Annotated in this window: 13 protein-coding genes; 6 read left to right on the top strand and 7 right to left on the bottom strand. The window is 59.9% G+C overall.

The genetic code is table 11. The features are described 5' to 3' along the window. Window positions 1–179 precede the first annotated feature (179 nt). On the top strand, window positions 180–1,967 hold the full coding sequence (locus VGN46_RS14360) for a MobA/MobL family protein (RefSeq protein WP_331644401.1): 1,788 nt from the start codon (window positions 180–182) through the stop codon (window positions 1,965–1,967). Window positions 1,968–2,028: 61 nt separating this feature from the next. On the opposite strand, the gene VGN46_RS14355 is transcribed toward VGN46_RS14360, so the two are convergent. The 3 genes from VGN46_RS14355 to VGN46_RS14345 all read right to left on the bottom strand — a co-directional run bounded on the left by VGN46_RS14355 (window position 2,029) and on the right by VGN46_RS14345 (window position 5,024). Next, the gene (locus tag VGN46_RS14355) at window positions 2,029–2,583 is read right to left on the bottom strand and encodes a hypothetical protein (RefSeq protein WP_331644400.1); all 555 of its coding nucleotides are present in this window, start codon (window positions 2,581–2,583) and stop codon (window positions 2,029–2,031) included. A 121-nt stretch (window positions 2,584–2,704) separates the two neighbouring features. After that, window positions 2,705–4,504 (bottom strand): XVIPCD domain-containing protein, encoded by a 1,800-nt coding sequence (locus VGN46_RS14350; protein WP_331644399.1) that lies wholly within the window; start codon window positions 4,502–4,504, stop codon window positions 2,705–2,707. A gap of 16 nt (window positions 4,505–4,520) precedes the next feature. Beyond that, a complete protein-coding gene (locus tag VGN46_RS14345) occupies window positions 4,521–5,024 on the bottom strand; it encodes a hypothetical protein (protein WP_331644398.1) in 504 nt (167 codons plus the stop codon). 476 nt (window positions 5,025–5,500) lie between these two features. On the opposite strand from VGN46_RS14345, the gene VGN46_RS14340 reads away from it, so the two are divergent. From VGN46_RS14340 to VGN46_RS14325, 4 genes are all read left to right on the top strand, one after another. Then, window positions 5,501–8,119 (top strand): AAA family ATPase, encoded by a 2,619-nt coding sequence (locus VGN46_RS14340; protein ID WP_331644397.1) that lies wholly within the window; start codon window positions 5,501–5,503, stop codon window positions 8,117–8,119. Window positions 8,120–8,741: 622 nt separating this feature from the next. Continuing rightward, window positions 8,742–10,298: a site-specific integrase gene (locus VGN46_RS14335; protein WP_331644396.1), complete on the top strand. Its 1,557-nt coding sequence runs from the start codon at window positions 8,742–8,744 to the stop codon at window positions 10,296–10,298. Between the two features lie 161 nt (window positions 10,299–10,459). Then, complete coding sequence (locus VGN46_RS14330; RefSeq protein ID WP_331644395.1) at window positions 10,460–11,173, top strand: hypothetical protein; 714 nt, start codon at window positions 10,460–10,462, stop codon at window positions 11,171–11,173. Between the two features lie 142 nt (window positions 11,174–11,315). Next, window positions 11,316–13,082 (top strand): ATP-binding protein, encoded by a 1,767-nt coding sequence (locus VGN46_RS14325; RefSeq protein ID WP_331644394.1) that lies wholly within the window; start codon window positions 11,316–11,318, stop codon window positions 13,080–13,082. Window positions 13,083–13,111: 29 nt separating this feature from the next. Here VGN46_RS14325 and VGN46_RS14320 read toward each other — a convergent pair whose 3' ends face one another. Both VGN46_RS14320 and VGN46_RS14315 read right to left on the bottom strand, forming a co-directional pair. After that, window positions 13,112–13,654: a hypothetical protein gene (locus tag VGN46_RS14320; RefSeq protein WP_331644393.1), complete on the bottom strand. Its 543-nt coding sequence runs from the start codon at window positions 13,652–13,654 to the stop codon at window positions 13,112–13,114. A gap of 80 nt (window positions 13,655–13,734) precedes the next feature. Further along, window positions 13,735–14,073 (bottom strand): hypothetical protein, encoded by a 339-nt coding sequence (locus VGN46_RS14315; RefSeq protein WP_331644392.1) that lies wholly within the window; start codon window positions 14,071–14,073, stop codon window positions 13,735–13,737. A gap of 175 nt (window positions 14,074–14,248) precedes the next feature. Here VGN46_RS14315 and VGN46_RS14310 point away from each other — a divergent pair, with 175 nt between their 5' ends. Further along, entirely contained in the window at window positions 14,249–14,563 is a 315-nt protein-coding gene (locus VGN46_RS14310) for a helix-turn-helix transcriptional regulator (RefSeq protein WP_331644391.1), read from the top strand. Here VGN46_RS14310 and VGN46_RS14305 read toward each other — a convergent pair. Continuing rightward, on the bottom strand, window positions 14,560–15,018 hold the full coding sequence (locus VGN46_RS14305) for a hypothetical protein (protein ID WP_331644390.1): 459 nt from the start codon (window positions 15,016–15,018) through the stop codon (window positions 14,560–14,562). The genes VGN46_RS14310 and VGN46_RS14305 overlap by 4 nt on opposite strands. An 11-nt stretch (window positions 15,019–15,029) precedes the next feature. After that, entirely contained in the window at window positions 15,030–16,301 is a 1,272-nt protein-coding gene (gene drt2, locus VGN46_RS14300; protein ID WP_331644389.1) for an antiviral reverse transcriptase Drt2, read from the bottom strand. Window positions 16,302–16,333: the final 32 nt, after the last annotated feature.

Genomic DNA, 16,333 nt, shown 5'->3' with positions numbered 1-16,333 from the left:
GACCTCTCTTCCTCATATGTGACATCAAATTCTCATGTCAAGGTCGCTTGACATGGACTCTAAACCTGTTTTGATGTGGTCCATGGGGGCGAGCGGCTGTTGGGGTCGATCGCACTGATGGTTGGGCTGGACGCCCGTCGTTGCACCGGATCGGTGTGCGTCTCTTACATGGAGGTTCTATGTCTCACGCTCGCCCTCACCTTGAAACGCACTCTCGTAGCTCGGGCCACTCCGCGATTGCAGGGGTGGCTTACCGTTTGGGTCTTCGGCTTTACGACGCGCGCACGGATACCTGGCACGACTACCGGAAGCGTCAGCTCGGCGAGGAAATTGTGCATGCCCTGACCGTCGCGCCCGCCGGGGCGCCGGCGTGGGCGACAGATCCCGAGCAATTATGGGCCCGCGTCGAAGCCGCCGAACGACGCAAGGACGCGCAGGTTGCTCGGGATTACCGCATTCCCATTCCCCTCGGCCTGTCCGACACAGACGCCAGCGCGCTGGCCGAGAGCATGGCCCGATTCATCGCCGAACAACTCCACACTGCCGTGTCATTAGGCTTGCACCGTGATGCCGATCGGGACGCCTTGGGTGCGGTCAAGCCACATCACCAGCAGGGCTACCACGCCCATCTTTACTTCCCGACCCGCATGCTTCGCTTTGACGTGGAAGAAGGGCAGGGCACCGGCGAGGACGGTGCGTCGGGCATGGGCGAGAAGCTCACGGCGCTGTCCAACAAGCGAACCTCGTCGGCGTTTGTAGAACAACTCAATGCGCAGTGGGCTACGCTCGCGAACGAGTTTGCTGGCGCCATCGACCTCGGCACCACGTATGAGCATATGAGCTACGCCCGTCTCGGTTTAGACCGCTTCGCACAACCCACCATGGGGCGGGCCGCTACGGCGCTGGAGCGTAAAGGCTATCGCACCGCCAAAGGTGACCGTATACGACAGCTGGTGCTGTCGGCCCAGACGCTGACGGACGGGCGCGAAAAGGTCCGAATGGTCTTGGAACAGGCCGACGGCAAGACCATCGAGCCCAACCACATTCCTACGTTGGTGCCCTCCGCGTTGCCCGACGTCGCCATGATCACTTTCACGCCCGACCGTGGCACCGCGCGCGTGCGGACGTGGCGCGCCAGTGATTGGGGTGCCGACCCCGCTGGGCCCGTGGCCTCGTCGCGCTCGCACATTCACTTCACGCCCGCTCCTACGCCCGACCCGAAGAACCCGATACATCGTGCTCCGCCCGTCGCAGGGTCGTTGCTTGCGCGGTTCATCTCGGCCGCTCCGGCCACGGCCACCGCTTTAGAAGATGAGGACATTCGCGCCCAAGCGCACGGCTGGATACTCATCATTGAACGCGTGCTGCACAGCCTCGAACGCGTCGTAAATGTTTTGCGTGAACTTGCTACGCGGCGTAGTCGCGAACAGGGGGCCAAGACCGACAACGAAATGGAGCGCGACAACAGTCAAAAGCGGAGCGCAGCGGCGGAACGGAGTGCGGACGCCTGGGCATCGGAGCACCCGGTGCGCATGGCAGCCACACGTGCCTGGGCTGGCGCTGACGCGGGTCCCGCGCCGTGGCAAATACACAAGCGGCAAGCGCACAACCACGCGGAACACGCTGCGGTTTTTGAGCAGAACGTTGCGCGTCACACCGACGTATTGGTGGCGTTGGACGAAGAGGCGCACCCTTCACGCCTTCGCCAGGAGCGCCAACAGCGGCGGTTAAATGAAGCGGTGCGAGATCTCGTAGCGCTGGATGTGGTTTACGGGCCGCAACTGCTGGCGGCCGCTAACGACCAGGAGCAAGTTTGGATTGCTCCAGCGTTGTCCGCCATGGACCCCAAAACCGTTATGGCGGACCACGACATGGGCCAGGGAGCGGCGTTGGTCACGCAGGAAGCACGATTGAATGCGGCTCCGCGTGGCACCGAAGTGGTGAACCGGCCTGGGATGCGCATGTAACGGCATGCCGTCGCATGCTCGACTTCGAGGAAAGCAGCCTCGATGTCGCCTTTTCAACATGTTATTTGGGTGTTTCTTTGAGCGCCATGGCCACCGCAAGAATGCGCTTCATCGTCGACTTCCATGGTCCATCCGGTGTTTCCTTAAGCGCTTCTAGCGCATCCGGGCACGACCAACCAAAGTCACCCTCGCCTTCGTTGAGCAACAGTTCAATCACTTCAGGCGGGCACTGATGAACCACCGCCCACTTCAACACGGTGCCGCCCCCGAGGTCGTAGGATGCGTCAAATTCGGCGTCGAGCATGGCCCGCATCATCGGTTGAATCACCAAAAGTTCTCCCGTCGCCAACGCAGGTTTCATCGCAAGCGCAGCGTCCAGTGCCGTTCGACGTGTAGCCCGTCCCAACTGAATGTCAGGCACCGCCAACAGCTGCGTTACCCAAGGATTATGCGAAGGCAACCTAGCTAAGGCATCGTCCAAAGACGCCATCACCACGCGAGAGGCAACACTGGCCCCTTGGTCAATCATGGATTGAATCGCATCGACGGGCTCACGGTGTTCGATGGCTTCCGCTAGCGCTTCGGTCGGGTCGTTGTAAACGGTTGCTCCAGTCATTTGTTTTCCCTGTAGACGGCATGCAAATTTGCAGGCCCGAACGGTGCCGCAGCACACAATCTAAATACGCCGCGGTGCCTTAAAGTTCGCGCAATCGCTTCACCCATGCATGCCTTATCGATTAACGCGCTGGACCACCATGGCTCATCACCGGGCCCTGGGTTTGCGCTTGGTCCTGCGTGACCTGCTGGCTCTGCGTCTGCGTCTGCTGCTGTTGCGTCTGCTGAAACTGCTGCATGGCCTCCGGCCACTTCGCCGCACTCTCGTGCATCGGGGTCATGGCCTCGGCGGTGGGCACACTGCTCTGTTTGTCAAACAAATGGTCGGTCCGCCCCGGCGGGGTCTGCACGGCCCACAGTCGGCTGCCATCATCTGATAACGCGATTTGCGATACACGGTCTAGCCCGTCCGCGCGGGCTTGCACCGTGGCCGCTGACGCTAATTGGTCGGTGTGGACATCGGGCGTGCGCCCCATGCTGTGGTCCAGCGCCACGACATGGCCGCGCACCTGCTGAAACAAGGCGTGGTCGGGATGGTTGGCGTCGTCCAAGCGGGTGGGAGCTACCGGCACATGCTGGTATTGATGCGGACCGTCGGCCGTGTGGTCAAAACCATGTGGCGTCGCCGGCTGGGTGCTGCTGTCAAGGTATGGGACCGATTGCTTGCTCTTGCCCAAGTCGAGCCCGGCCTGTTCCATCATGGACTCGCTCAAGCCTGCGTGCGCCATGTTGATTTGGATTTGCGGTGGCGCTCCATGGTGTGAGGCTGCGCGCTCTTCCGACCCGATGACCGCCACGGCCCAGCCGGCGTAATAATTGGGATAGTCCTCGACGCCCCCATGGGCCAAGTGCATCGCCTGGCGGTTGTCGCCCGGCCCCGGATTCACCGGCCGGTCGAAATAGTTGTGCCCCATGCCCACGATGTTCGCAGGGGTGTGTGCCATGGAGAGGTCGGCGTTGAGCTGGATGTTGGCGCGAGGCACCAGCGCCCCGTTACGGACTTCGAGGAAATCGGCGGCACGCGAATGGTCCGCACGGTCAATCGCGGCCAGACTTACGCTGCCGCGCTCGTGCTCGACCCGGCTGCGCAGCGCGTTCCATCCGGAAATGTGGGCGCTGGCTTCATCTTCGCGCCCCGCCTGGATGCGGCGCTCCACCAGAGCGGTGTAATCGTGCACAGGACCGGGCGTCGCGGCGAGCGTCCGCACATCGGCCACGAAGCCCGCGCGCGCTTGCGCCGCGGCTTGCGCGTTGAAGCCGTGCTGGACTTCGTGTCCCACTACAAAGGTCAAATCATGGGGGTCGTAACGGCCCGTCCCGCCCGGGGGCGTGGTGGTCATCAACGACTCGCTGACCAAGTTCATCGAGTGGGTCGGCGCGCTAAAGCTGCCGCCCACGCCCGCACCGGGCGCGGTGAAGGCAAACGACTCGAGGATGCGGTGCTTCGGCTCAATCGGGTCGACCGTCGTCGCTGCGCGCTTGATGTCGGCGGCCAAGGCCGGCGAGCCGTTGAGGGTGTCTTGCAAGTTGTGCAACATGTCCGGTGTAACGGGATGCATCGCCGGATGGGCCCCGCCGACAGCATCGGGATAGGTCTTACCGGCAAACTCCACGACCATCGCTTGCACGCGCAATACCGAATGCAGGTCCGTGCTCGGCCCAGAGGCCGGGAAGGCGGAAGCGGGCAGGGTCATCGCCCGGGTCGTGGGATCGTAGTCGCCCACGGGACGGTCGGGCGCGCTGGGAGCCGCCGGGGCAAAACCGTGCAGCGCACCGCGACTCACTTCCGCGTCCAGACGCCGGCTCAAATCCGGGTCCGACGACAGCGCCGCGCGAAGGGATGCCGCTTGGGCGGGGGTCACGCCCGGCTGCTGCGCAAACTGGTTGACCGCCGCATCAAGGGCGGGGTGGGGCGTAGCCATGGGGAGTCCTTTCGGGTCAGCGCGCGTCAGCAGTTTGCAGCGACAGCACACACGCAGTGCCGTGCACGTCCGCGCCATCGCGCGCGCTCAGGGTCAGCCTCATGTCGGCCTTGGCGAACTCGATGGCCTGAACACCGCCGATTTCCGACGGCACGGACCGTTCGACCCAGCCGTGCGCGGTCAGCGCGGTGCGCAGGTGGCCCAGGGGCATGGCACACACCGGCGCGGCATCCGCCGCGCGGTCAGTGTGGTCAAACCAGAAGCGAAACCCCGGCTTCAAGGTGGCCTCGCCCGCCGCGAACTGAACCCAATAGGTCCAACCCTGACCGAGGTCGGGGCTGTGGTAGACCGCCCAGCCGGGGTCATTGTTGGGGTCGGGTCCCAGGGTGACCCCCATCGCTTGGCCGATACCCGCTGGCGTGAATGCGGCCGTAGACGAAACCATCGAGAGGAAAGACAGCACGCGCGCCCCGGCGTCGCGCGCTCCGGGCAGCAGCGCCGGCGAAGCGGCAGCGTTCATGGGATGGTCCTTATCTGGTGAAGGTGTTGCCTGGGCAACGCTGGTGCCAGCGGGCTGTGGTGGCGAAGTCGCGTCGCGCGCCGGAGCGGCACACGCCAGAAGCAAAGAGGTTGCGAGGCCGGTCACGGCAAGGGCGGGGCGCATCATCGGGTCCGCATCCATGGCTCCTCGGGCGGCCGCAAGTCAGCGGCGATGTTTTGCATCATAACTAAGGTCGGCCTACCGATGCATGGTGACCAATGCACAGTTTCGGTAGACCGTGGGGCGCGACAAAGGCGTGTGGGTCCCCGCCAAGCAACCGAAAGCGCTCGGTTGCCCGACGGCGACCTTGAAAGTGAAGGCTGTTCAGTAGGCCGGTGCACCCACGGATGGGTTCGGACAACCGGTGCGGCATCGGCGACTCACTGGGGCGCTTTCCGCCAGTCGAGGGGTCAGGCAGTATCGGGGCTACATCGACGTGGTTCACAGGGAATGACATGAGCGAGATTTACACGGAGCTACTGGCCTGGTCGCGCGACAAGATTCCCCTCTGGCGCCAGGACGTCTTGCGACGCATCTGTTTGGGCGAGCCACTAGACGACGCGGCGAAGTCCGAAGTGCTTGCCATGCTGCGGAATCACCACGGAGTGGACGGTGCTCCTCCTCCGGCAACGCCACCGCACCCCTTTTCAGCTGACCATTTTCCAGGTGAAGCGCTCGGCGGCAGCCGTGTCAGCCTGGCGGCGATCCATGGTCTGAAACATGTAGGGCAGATGCCTGAGGGCGAGCGGCTCACCTTTGCAACGAAGGGGCTGACCATTGTCTACGGCAACAACGGAGCAGGGAAATCCGGTTATGCACGGGTGCTTAAACAGGCATGCCGTGCCCGCACGCCTGGCAAAGTCTATGCGAACGCTTATGCCAAAGGGTTTGCGACACTGACTCCGGAAGCGCACATCGATTTCGAAGTGGATGGCCAATTCGACCAAGAAGCTTGGTCCGGGAAGAATGGCCACATTAGCAAGGCGGCGTTGCGCGCCATCCCGGTGTTCGACAGTGATTGTGCAAAGCACTACCTGCAATCGAAAGAGTCGCCGAGTTTCCAACCGTCTGCTCTTGCGGCATTGCAACGACTCGGCAGTGAGGTGAGCCAGTGGCTGAAGCCTGCATTGACTGCTGAGGCATCAGCGTTGGCAGTCGATACCACCTTATTCAACACCATCCCCAGGAACACCCAGGTCGGTCGTGTCCTCTTTCCCGTCGCGACATCCACCGATGTGGGTGCATTGGCCAAGCTGGCTGACCTCACTGAGGAAGAGCAGCATCTTTTGGTGTCCTTGCCGCAGGACATCGCCGCGTCAGATCCCACGGACAAGGCTGTGGGGTTGGAAAGCGCAGCGGCGCGGGTCGAAGAGTTGGTGACGGCACTCAACGGTGCCCTTGCTCATGTCTCCGATGAACGGGTGCGTGCTATCGACACGGCCCATCGCGAGCGGCGAGAGGCAGAAACGGCCGAACGCGAAGTGGCAAAGTTACTCTCATCCGATGATCCTAACCAGCTGCTGCCGGGCACGGGCCAAGGCTTGTGGGTCGACATGTTGCGTGCCGCGCGTGCATTTTCGGTGTCTGACGCTTACCCCGGCCAATCATTTCCGGTGACGGGCGATGGTGCGCACTGTGTGTTGTGCCAGCAACCGCTTGGGCCTGAGGCGGCTCAGCGCTTGCATCGCTTTGACGCCTACATTCGCTCGGAGGCGTCAACGGCGGCCCAGCGTGCGCGTGACACTTGGGAGCGGATAACAGGAGAGGTAAAGAACGTCGACGTCACCGTCAAGTTTTTGCGCAACATGGCCGAAAGCTTAGAAAAGCGCGATGCGCAGTTGCCCGCGCTGGTCACTGCGCTGCAAGAAGCGATGGCAAAGCGGCTGGGTGAACTGAAAGCGTCCATGTCCACCGCCGATTGGTCAAACCTCACACCCCTTCCTATCTTTCCAGAAGAAAAGTTGTTGGCCGTTGGCAAGGCGTTGTTGGAACAGGCGGCAGCGCTTCGCGCGAGCCTCGACCCGGTGCGCTTGGCAGCCATGCGCGCGCAACTGCTCGAGCTTCAGGCCCGTCAGCAGCTGGGCGTTAACCTTCCGGCGCTCCAAACGGTGATAACCAACTTGGTCAAGGTCGAGGGGTTGAATCGATGCATTGCTGACGTCACGGCGACGACAACCGTCTCGCGTTGCGCCACCGTGCTCGGGAAAAAGCATGTGAGCGATGCATTGGCTGCATCCATGCAAGCCGAGTTAGCAAGGCTGGATATTTATCACTTGCGTGTCGGGCTATCGTCGAGCGGCGATGTGGGCGCGGTCAAAGTGGGGGTGCAACTTGACGAGACGAGCCTCGCACCGTCCATGGTGCTTAGTGAGGCCGAGCAGAAGATGTGCGCTTTGGCCTATTTTTTTGCCGAGCTGACGCAGTCTGAATCCACCTCGGGGATTGTGATGGACGACCCCGTGACCAGCCTAGATCACGCACACCGAACAGCCGTGGCGAAGCGGCTAGTGGATGAAGCGGCTAACCGCCAGGTCATCGTTTTCACTCACGATGCCGTGTTCTACGGCGAACTTATGTTTTTTTGCAAAGACGCAGGCGTGAACCCCGAAAAGAAAACGGTCTGCTACCGGGCGAAGGGTCCTGGCTATATAGAGGATGGGTTTCCATATGACCTTCGGAAACATGGGGACCGGTTAAAAGTTCACCGATCCGACCAGAAAGTGCTCGAGGGAACTTTTCAAAATCCACCAGGCGAAGATGAGCGGCTGGCGATGCGCAACATCTATGATGATTTACGCGTCACGCTTGAAGTGGGCATTGAAGAGGTGGTGCTCAATGGGACGGTCGTTCGCTTTCGGGATGGTATTTCCGTAGGCCGCCTTGATAAGGTGATGTTGGTTCAGCCTGATGAGTTCCAAGAGGTGCAACGGCTGCACGACAAGTTTTGCCGACAGGTGCGCGCGCATGCACAAGCGGCTGGGCAGCAAAGGTCAGTGCCTCAGCCGGGCGAGTTGCTGACGGACATCGAAGCGGTCACGAAATTGTTTGGAGACATCAATAAACGAAAGTCCTGACCGGTCGGACCGCCGCGGAGGGTGAGCCACACAGCGCGTCGGATATACCATTTTTTCGCGGTCGCCTCGCGCGTCATCGTCATACCCAAGGGTGATTCAACCCAGATACGATGGTCTTTGTCTTACATGTAATGAATTTACTTTCGTTTTCGATAGGTGAAAACGGCAAGTTAGGGCGGTAGCAAGAGAGTGCCGATCAGAGCGTTTTCCGATGGGCGCACTTTGCTTCTGGAAACCGATGGCCAGAGTCTGACAGCTGGTGACTGCAGATAGTTAGGGCTAACCCAAAGGAGCATTCGGAAATGCTAACGAGCGTATACGGAAAAAAATTATCATGAGCTGCGGTGGTTTAGTGGTTTTTTCCTAGTAACGTCTATAGACCGGTCATACTGTTCCGTATACGGTCAAGGTCGGATTTGACCGTTTCGAAACGAAAGCGACGGAGCGTATTTACTGCTCATGGCTCACCCTCGCATACTGGCCGCAGTCGTCAAGCGAGCGCTTTGGATCGTTCAAATTGTGACGTTCAATAGGCAATTTCGGCAGAACTGTGACGTAATCGTGGGTTGACGAAATGGCTGCGCGCGGTATCACGTGGCACCCCATTCTTCACGCGTCTGCCATGCCTTCCGTTGGTTCATCCGCTTCAGCGCGTCCGCCTCTCTACGACCTGCATGCCGGGCCGGATGGGGTGATTCACTTTGCACCGCACAGCGAGGAAGGGCACCGCTTGGGCATGGCGTTTATTGAACGCATGTGGCAATTGGACGATGAGCGCGATGCACGAGCCGTCGGCCCCGCCCCGTCTACCGAACCCGCGATAGCGGTGGCGGTCCACCCGCGGCCCGTCGTGACCACCCGCGTCGGAGCCAGCATTTGGCCGCGTCACCGTAAAACGATGGACAGGAAAGCGGTAGTCGTTCCTGCTCCTTCCGCACCCCCACCGATGGGTGGCGGCAAGCTTCTAAGCGAACTGTGCGCGCTGCATTTGGCCAACGTGCGCAACGGCGAAAAGCGGGCGACGCCCGCAGTCCGCGACCGCCAATATGCGCTGGACTTACTGCTGGATGTGGTGGGCGACCGGCCCATCGGAACGTTGGGGTCTCAAGATGCCATCGACTTCGTCGAGGTCTTGGCCTCGTGGCCGCGTAACAAGCAGCATTTGCCGCAATTCGAAGGTCTGTCGGCGCGACAGACGGCAAAGCTGGCTAAAAAAGGGCAGGTGCAATGCATCGAAGCCGGCACGCAACACAAGCACCTCATGCACGTGAATGCGCTGATGAATTGGGTCATCAAGTGCGGTGATCTGACGTCTAACCCGTTTCGCTACCTCGATACCCAGCGCTATCGCCGAGACGAGACCGGGAGAGTTCGTAAAAAGAAGGACCGATTTAGTCACGCAGATCTGCGCGTTATCTTTGACCCCGTTGCCCTGCGAGACCACAGCACGCCCTATAAATATTGGGTTCCCCTCATTTGTTATTTCACCGGGATGCGCGTCAACGAAGCCTCCCAATTGACCTTGGGCGATGTTCACCGCAAGCACTACCTGGATGACGAGGGCCGCGAGCACCAGGTGCTCGTCTTCGACATCGGACGGCATAACGTCGGTCAGAGCGTCAAATCGAACTACAGCATTCGCGACGTCCCCGTGCCGCAGGCTCTTCTCGACTTGGGCTTTGAGCGCTACATCGACGATGTGCGAGCGAGCAACGCGGAAGACCTCTTCCCTGGGCTTAACCGACACCAAGAAGGAGGCGCAGGCAAGACGGTCAGCCATTGGTTTAACGCTACACATCTGCGCGACACTTGCGGTATCTCCAGCAAACGCAAAACGATGCACTGCTTCCGGCATAACCTGATTACATTGATGGAACGATGCAACGTGGCCGACAGCATCGTGCACGCCGTCCATGGGCATGCCCCGGGAGAGGGCATCGACCGCAGGCATTACATTGCCGACGGCACGGTGCTGGAATGCCAAGCCGTGCTCGACGGTTTGCCGTTCCCGAACATCCCGATGACGCCGTATGTGTCCGGGCGCTTCGACGATTATCTGACCCACCAAGCGGCGGAACGAGAGCGGGAAGCCAGGGCGCGAGAGCAGGGTGCCGTGTTCGTAAAGAAGAAGGGGCCAAGGCTGTGGTGTCCACCTGCACCGAAGGCTGCGCCGGTGTGAAGCCACGTCAGTCAAAGCGCTTTAACGCTCCGATGCAGGCTTTGGTCAATGTAAGATACAGCCGGTCATTTGGCTCAATGCTGACGGCCGGCCGTAAAGTTTTGGTCTTGTTGCCGAGTGGCAACAGGCAAACGCATTGCATACCCTCAGGAGTCTCTTCGTTGGAACTTGATAACCCCGCCTCCCGTCTGCACGACATCCTTGCGCGTGGCAAGATTATTCCGGCTACTGATTCATGCCGCACAGCATGGGGCCAGCTACTCGGGTCGGGCTCAAACCAGGCATTGACGATGGCACGTCTCGGCAAAGTCATGGAGTTGCCGCAACAATCGTTAAACGCTATGGAGGTGGCTTTCCCGCACCGGGTCGGCGCTTGTAGCCATTGGGTGGGCAAACTTTCCTCCGCATTCGGGCGCCAGGACCTCGACGGCGTATGGGAGACCTTCATCAAGTTTGTCGACGAGCAATCGATGAGTCTGCTCGGCCTGACCGCCGATTTGCTGGGTGGCTTGGAGAAACGGTCTCGGCTGGACATTGAGCACCTGTCTCAGGTGCGAGAGCAGCTAAATGAGCTGCTGGTGGCAGTGCTAGCCAGCGATGTTTCCGCAGACGTCAAGCGCTGGGTGGTGAACTACCTGCGCAAAATCATCGTGGCTATCGATGAGTATCACATCACCGGCGCATTGGCGGTGGTCGAAGCCACCGACGGGGCTCTGGGGCACGCACGCGCCAACCCTGAATACCGATCGTTTCTGCGCGACCACGAACTGGGTGGCAGGGTGCTGGAGGGTATCTCCGCGGCGGCCAACCTTGTCACGGTAGCCATGAGTCTGCCGGAACTGGCGCACGTGTCGCAATTGATGCTGGGGGGTTGACGGGCTCACGCGAACCGGTCGAGCGATGTAACAGAGGCGCCAGCGGGCGGATGGGTCTAAGCCAGTCCTCGGCCGGTGCTGGTGACATCGGACCTTGTAATGACATAGCCTTCACCAGCGCGCCGAGCGCTCAGGGAGCAGCATGAAAATTCTCGCTTTTAGCGTCTCATCGTTTAGGTCGGTCGCGGCGACAGGCTGGCTTCCCATGTCAGGTGACGGTGTGACCGCACTCGTAGGTCAAAACGAGTCGGGCAAATCAGCAATTCTGGACGCGTTGTCGACTGGTTTTGGCACTACTGCGGTGCTTAGTGCTGATGACATTCGCCGGGGCGAGGGTCATCCCCACATGGCGTTGAAGCTTGAACTGTCCGCTGACGATGTTGCGAGTTTAGTTGCGGAACTGCCGAGTGAGGCGGCCAACGGCGCGATGAAGCTTCTGAACGCTAACCGCAAGGAGTTGGTTTTTCTTTCGTTCTTCTATGCAATGCCCAGTAAGAGTAATCGCGCGTTTTCCATTGGTGAGCCGCTTAACGAAGCCTTGGTGAAAGCGTTTACAGAGGTCATGCCCGAGCCTGCGGTGGGAGAAGAACGGCTTGATGCGGAAAGTTACGCGGCGGGAGTCCGGTCGAAACTTCTCGTTGCTCTATGGAAGCGCATTCCTACCTTCGTTTTATTCCGAGAAGAAGACAGCTCCCTGCCGAATCTTGTCGACATTGATGAGGACAATGAATCATGGGTTGAAGGAAGCGAGAGCAGCGGAGCTGACAATTTTCTTGCCAGCGCAGGCCTCACGCTAGCGGGGCTTTTGACCGACGATCATCGCGACCGGTCGTCGTTGATATCTAAGGGTATCCGCGATGTCGATAAAACCCTAACCGACTACTGGACCCAAGTCCTTGGCAACCGGGGACGTATCAAAATAGAGGTCGAATTTGCACGACATGGTTCAGCCCATCCTAAGCGCGCGGGGAAGGCCTATCTAAAGTTCTGGATTTCCGAAGGCGACGGGGAGAAGTTGCATCCATCCCAGCGAAGCAAGGGGACCCGATGGTATGTTGCCTTCTTCTTGCAGCTCATAGCTGCGCAGCGAGATGGTGACGATATCGTTCTCTTGCTCGACGAGCCGGGTGCCTATCTCCACGCCACTGCGCAGGGTGATGTGCTGCGCTTGATTACAAAGCTCGCGGATAAAATTCCGGTCATCTACAGCACTCACAGTCCCTACCTTATCGACCACAAGCGTATTGACCGAGTGCTGGCGGTAGAAAGGGACGCGAGCGACGAGCACAGCAATACGATTGTAAGGCGGGGACTGGAATTGGCCGCCTCATCGCACCTGACCTTAGCTCCTGTTCTGGCGCTAATGGGCACGGACCTTTCCACGCAGCAACTCGTTAAACGAAGCGGCAATGTGCTATTGGAAGAGAATAGCGCCTACTTCTATTTCTCCGCCTTTGTCATGCTTACGGGTGTTGGTTCCCAACTTTCGTTTGTTGCTTGCAACGGAGCCGACAACATAAGGGTCGTCGCTGACCTACTTACCGCTTGGCGCCTCGAGTTTAAAGTTGCTGTGGACGGCGACGAAAAGGGGGTGAAGGTCGCCCGGGCGCTCAAAGCCAAATGGATGTTGTCGGACGATGACTATGCGAGCCGGGTTCTCATTCTTAAGGACATTAATGGCATTGAAGATGCCTTTGAGCGCGAGGATTTCCTTCGACATATCGCGGTCGGGAAGGACCTCCCGGAAGGCCAATTGAACTCCAAAGCGGTTGCCACCTTAAGGCTATCGAAGCCGCTGTTGGCAGTCCAATTCTTCAACGCGGTGTCGGGAGGAGAGATTAAGAAGGAGGACCTTACACCCGCGACGCTGGACAGGTTTTCAGTATGGCTGGGCTGGATGGCGAGCTGAAGGGGCGGCATCACGCCGCCCCCTTTTCTTCACTCGGCGCGTAGCACTGCGCTAAGCCTTGCATGCCATTCTTCGGCATCCCGGGAGTTATGGGGTGCGCCCCATATTGTGTCCGGGTGCCGGTTGAAGAGCGCGGTGACCATCGGTCGGTCTACCGAATTTGTCCGGAGTTCAATCTTGTTCCGCGCTCGATACTTCCCGTTGGCAATGTAGCGATGCGTCCACTGCTGGACATCTGAACGCGCCAGAATGACCTCTTCGCCGTTCGTGTCGCGCACCCAGACCCGGCCGGCGCCGTCGACGGCAATGTTGTCATGGCGATGCGTGGCCTCGAACGAAAGGGTTGGTTCGGGTTTGTGAATGCGAGCCCAGGTAAACGCAGTGCCGACCACGGCGCCCACGGCCGCCGCATTGAGGATGCCTTCCCAGCCCCAACCCGAGGTAACGCCCAGGAGCCCGGCGAGCAGCCACAGGGCTAGACCAAGCGTGGCGCCCGCGGCCCACTGCCAGCGAGGCCTCCGGGTCACAACTAGGGCGCCGAGGGTGAGTAACAGCAAAACCATTCCAATCATGAGGCTGCTCCGTGGCCTAGGTGCGAGGGCGCGTCGCCGACCAGAGGTCGACGTCGCACGCGAAAGAGACAGTTGGCGGGTCAGCGCGACTGCATGGCGGTGTGGCTTTCAAGCACACCGCGGCGGTCGAACACGAGGCTGAGGGCTTGCATCGACGTATGGTTCGTTGCGCCAGCAAACGGCACGTAGTCGCGGATAGATGCTTTCGCCTCGCTGGAGGAATAGACCCACATCACTGACCCATCGCCCCGGTCCTGGATGGTTTCGGGCTCGCCCAGGGCAGAGCGGACCTGGGCCTGGGTGGTTTTGCCGTCCGCGAAATGGCTGGCGGCTTCCGCGTTGAAGGGGTGGCCGGTGGTGGTGGCGCAGCCGGGTAACACAATGAGGGCCGTAAGGCCCATTAGACGCAGTAGTTTCATATCTTTCCCCTTGGCCAGCGCAATGACGCTCGGCGGTTGGTGACCCGAGTCCGACCGGGCGTCCGACGACCTACATGGGCCGTGGACGAAAGATATACGAAAAACGTATCAAGATATGAAAATTGGATAACTGCACGTGGCACCTACCGTGGCCTCCTTGTTGGAGGCCGCGTCCATGCACAGTTCTAAACCCAAGCCGACCTCAGTGCATCGGCCCGAACAGGCGGTAGTGGCCCAGCTTCTTCGAGAGCTTCGTCAGGCCGCAGGCCTGACGCAGAGAGATGCGGTCAAACGCGTCGGGTTGACCCAACCGGCCCTGAGCGGCATGGAAACCATGGAACGTGGCCTCGACTTGCTCGTCGTCCGCGACCTCGTCCAGGCTTATGGTGGTGACTGGGTTGCCTTCATCCAGGAACTGGAGCGACGACTGGCGAGCAAGCCACAGCCCGCAAGCTCGCTTATCCGGGGTAGCAGGCCGGAGATCGATTAGGCTAAGTCGACAGCCACCGATTCAGCCCAAAGCTTCGCGAAGACGTTCTCGACCATGGAAGCGAAGGCGACTGTCGAATGCAGTCCAATACCCGCCTCAAATGACTCGCTCTTTCCGAAGTCGGCGCTTGATATCCAGACTGTCGAGGGAGCTATGAGCACTACTTTGGCGTTGTTCCTGGGGTGAAGGGCGATGCTGACATTGGGGAAAAGCGCTTTTAGCGCCTCCGCTTCGACGCGCGCATCGCTGTGCGCGACGATGAAAATGTCGCTTGGGCGCTTTCCAATAATTCTCGATAAGTAGTTTAGGTCGACCAAGCCGGCGGTGACGATGTAAACCTTGCCCCTCATCGAGCCGAGCTGGGAAAGCTTCGTGTTCCACGTGCTTGCGCCGATGGACAATTTTGCATCGTCGCAAGAGAAGGCGAGGCCACCGTGGTCAGTGCTGAATGTCATGGTGACAGCTCCTAGGTCTTGTTTCGTGCCCGTATCGCTCGGTCCAAGGCTGACCATCGTCGAGCGACCTGTCCGGCGATGGCGGGACTATTTGTAATCTTTGCAGCACGGTGGGCGTAGGTCACGAAGTTTTGGTGTCCTGTGAACGTGTAGGACCGATTCAACTTGCCCCGCTTTATCGGCACATCGAGCTTGGGAACACCTGCATTCATGGCCGCCTTGGCGCGCGCGCGGTCGGCCATGCGCACCCCTTTGCGAAGGCGGCTGTAAAAGCGACCGACGCCCCCCGAGCGCAGCAAGATCTTTAGTCCATTGAAGGTCAGGCCAAGGTATTGGAGAGGTTTTTGAATTGCCGTTCCGGTCGGTCCGAAGGCGCATATCTCCAACTTTTCTTCCTGAACCTCTAGTTTGATTTCCTTAACCAGCGACTCGATGAAGACTTTTGCATCTGCGGCTCGGTGCGGCGGAACAGCGCACAATACGTCGTCGCAATACCGCCTGTAAAAGCCGCCCCACGCTTGCATCTGTGCAGCCACACGCTCGTCGAAGTCGAGCATGTAGATGTTTGAAAGCGTCGCGCTGATGGGGGTGCCCTGAGGGATGCCCTTGGTGCCCACATTAAGTTTCAGGTGCCCTGCGTCGACTACGAGCTTGCGGAACTGCTCGGGAGAACAGATGCGTTTTCGGCCGGACGCCTTCGGTGCATGACGGCTTATGCCAAACAACGCGTAAAGCACCACCTGTTCAACCTTCGCCTGACGGGTCAGTGCCCGAAATAGGCTGTAGTGGTCAGAGGGCAACTCGGTGCATCCCAGCACTTCGCTCCACTTTTTCTTGAGCAACTTATGGTCTAGCGCATCAAAGAAACTGCTAATGTCGTAGGCAAGCGCGGTGCATGGGCGATGCTCTTCAATCCAGTTGAAAGCATCGAGTGCGAAATGAATATTGCAGCGTCCATCGCCACTACGAAATGCGGTGACGCAGTCGCTCAGGCCGCGAGCAGCAAGCAGGGCCTCGTAACGCTTCGTGAGCTTTTCCGAGTAATACGCGTAAAGGCCGGCATCGCGGTGGGATGCGTAGCAGATGGGCCGAGACTTTTCCTTCACCTGGAGTCCGGTTGCATTCCGGCGAACTTTCTTAGTGAGCACGCTGGCTACGAGGAGCGGCAGAAACTGCCATTTGGCCACCGTTGCTGGGTTCGATACGAGCTTCAGCAGCACTTCCCGGGGAGTGCGCTCGTCGAGGTGCAGGTAAGAGCGTGGACGAAGGGGGTCAGTGGCCATGGAGTTAACTGAGGGAGAGGGTCGCGGCAACC

Origin of the sequence: Luteibacter sp. (genome assembly GCF_036500425.1) — a bacterium.
Taxonomy (GTDB): domain Bacteria; phylum Pseudomonadota; class Gammaproteobacteria; order Xanthomonadales; family Rhodanobacteraceae; genus Luteibacter.
The sequence above is the reverse complement of the archived record's forward strand: the minus strand, read 5'-3'. Positions and strand labels throughout refer to the sequence as shown.

Excerpts from the sequence above, each read along its gene's own strand:
- VGN46_RS14355 (WP_331644400.1), bottom strand. The coding sequence starts at position 2,583 with ATGACTGGAGCAACCGTTTACAACGACCCGACCGAAGCGCTAGCGGAA.
- VGN46_RS14305 (WP_331644390.1), bottom strand. The coding sequence starts at position 15,018 with ATGACATTCAGCACTGACCACGGTGGCCTCGCCTTCTCTTGCGACGAT.
- VGN46_RS14335 (WP_331644396.1), top strand. The coding sequence starts at position 8,742 with ATGCCTTCCGTTGGTTCATCCGCTTCAGCGCGTCCGCCTCTCTACGAC.
- VGN46_RS14345 (WP_331644398.1), bottom strand. The coding sequence starts at position 5,024 with ATGAACGCTGCCGCTTCGCCGGCGCTGCTGCCCGGAGCGCGCGACGCC.
- VGN46_RS14315 (WP_331644392.1), bottom strand. The coding sequence starts at position 14,073 with ATGAAACTACTGCGTCTAATGGGCCTTACGGCCCTCATTGTGTTACCC.
- VGN46_RS14310 (WP_331644391.1), top strand. The coding sequence starts at position 14,249 with ATGCACAGTTCTAAACCCAAGCCGACCTCAGTGCATCGGCCCGAACAG.
- VGN46_RS14320 (WP_331644393.1), bottom strand. The coding sequence starts at position 13,654 with ATGATTGGAATGGTTTTGCTGTTACTCACCCTCGGCGCCCTAGTTGTG.
- VGN46_RS14340 (WP_331644397.1), top strand. The coding sequence starts at position 5,501 with ATGAGCGAGATTTACACGGAGCTACTGGCCTGGTCGCGCGACAAGATT.
- VGN46_RS14350 (WP_331644399.1), bottom strand. The coding sequence starts at position 4,504 with ATGGCTACGCCCCACCCCGCCCTTGATGCGGCGGTCAACCAGTTTGCG.
- VGN46_RS14360 (WP_331644401.1), top strand. The coding sequence starts at position 180 with ATGTCTCACGCTCGCCCTCACCTTGAAACGCACTCTCGTAGCTCGGGC.
- drt2 (WP_331644389.1), bottom strand. The coding sequence starts at position 16,301 with ATGGCCACTGACCCCCTTCGTCCACGCTCTTACCTGCACCTCGACGAG.
- VGN46_RS14325 (WP_331644394.1), top strand. The coding sequence starts at position 11,316 with ATGAAAATTCTCGCTTTTAGCGTCTCATCGTTTAGGTCGGTCGCGGCG.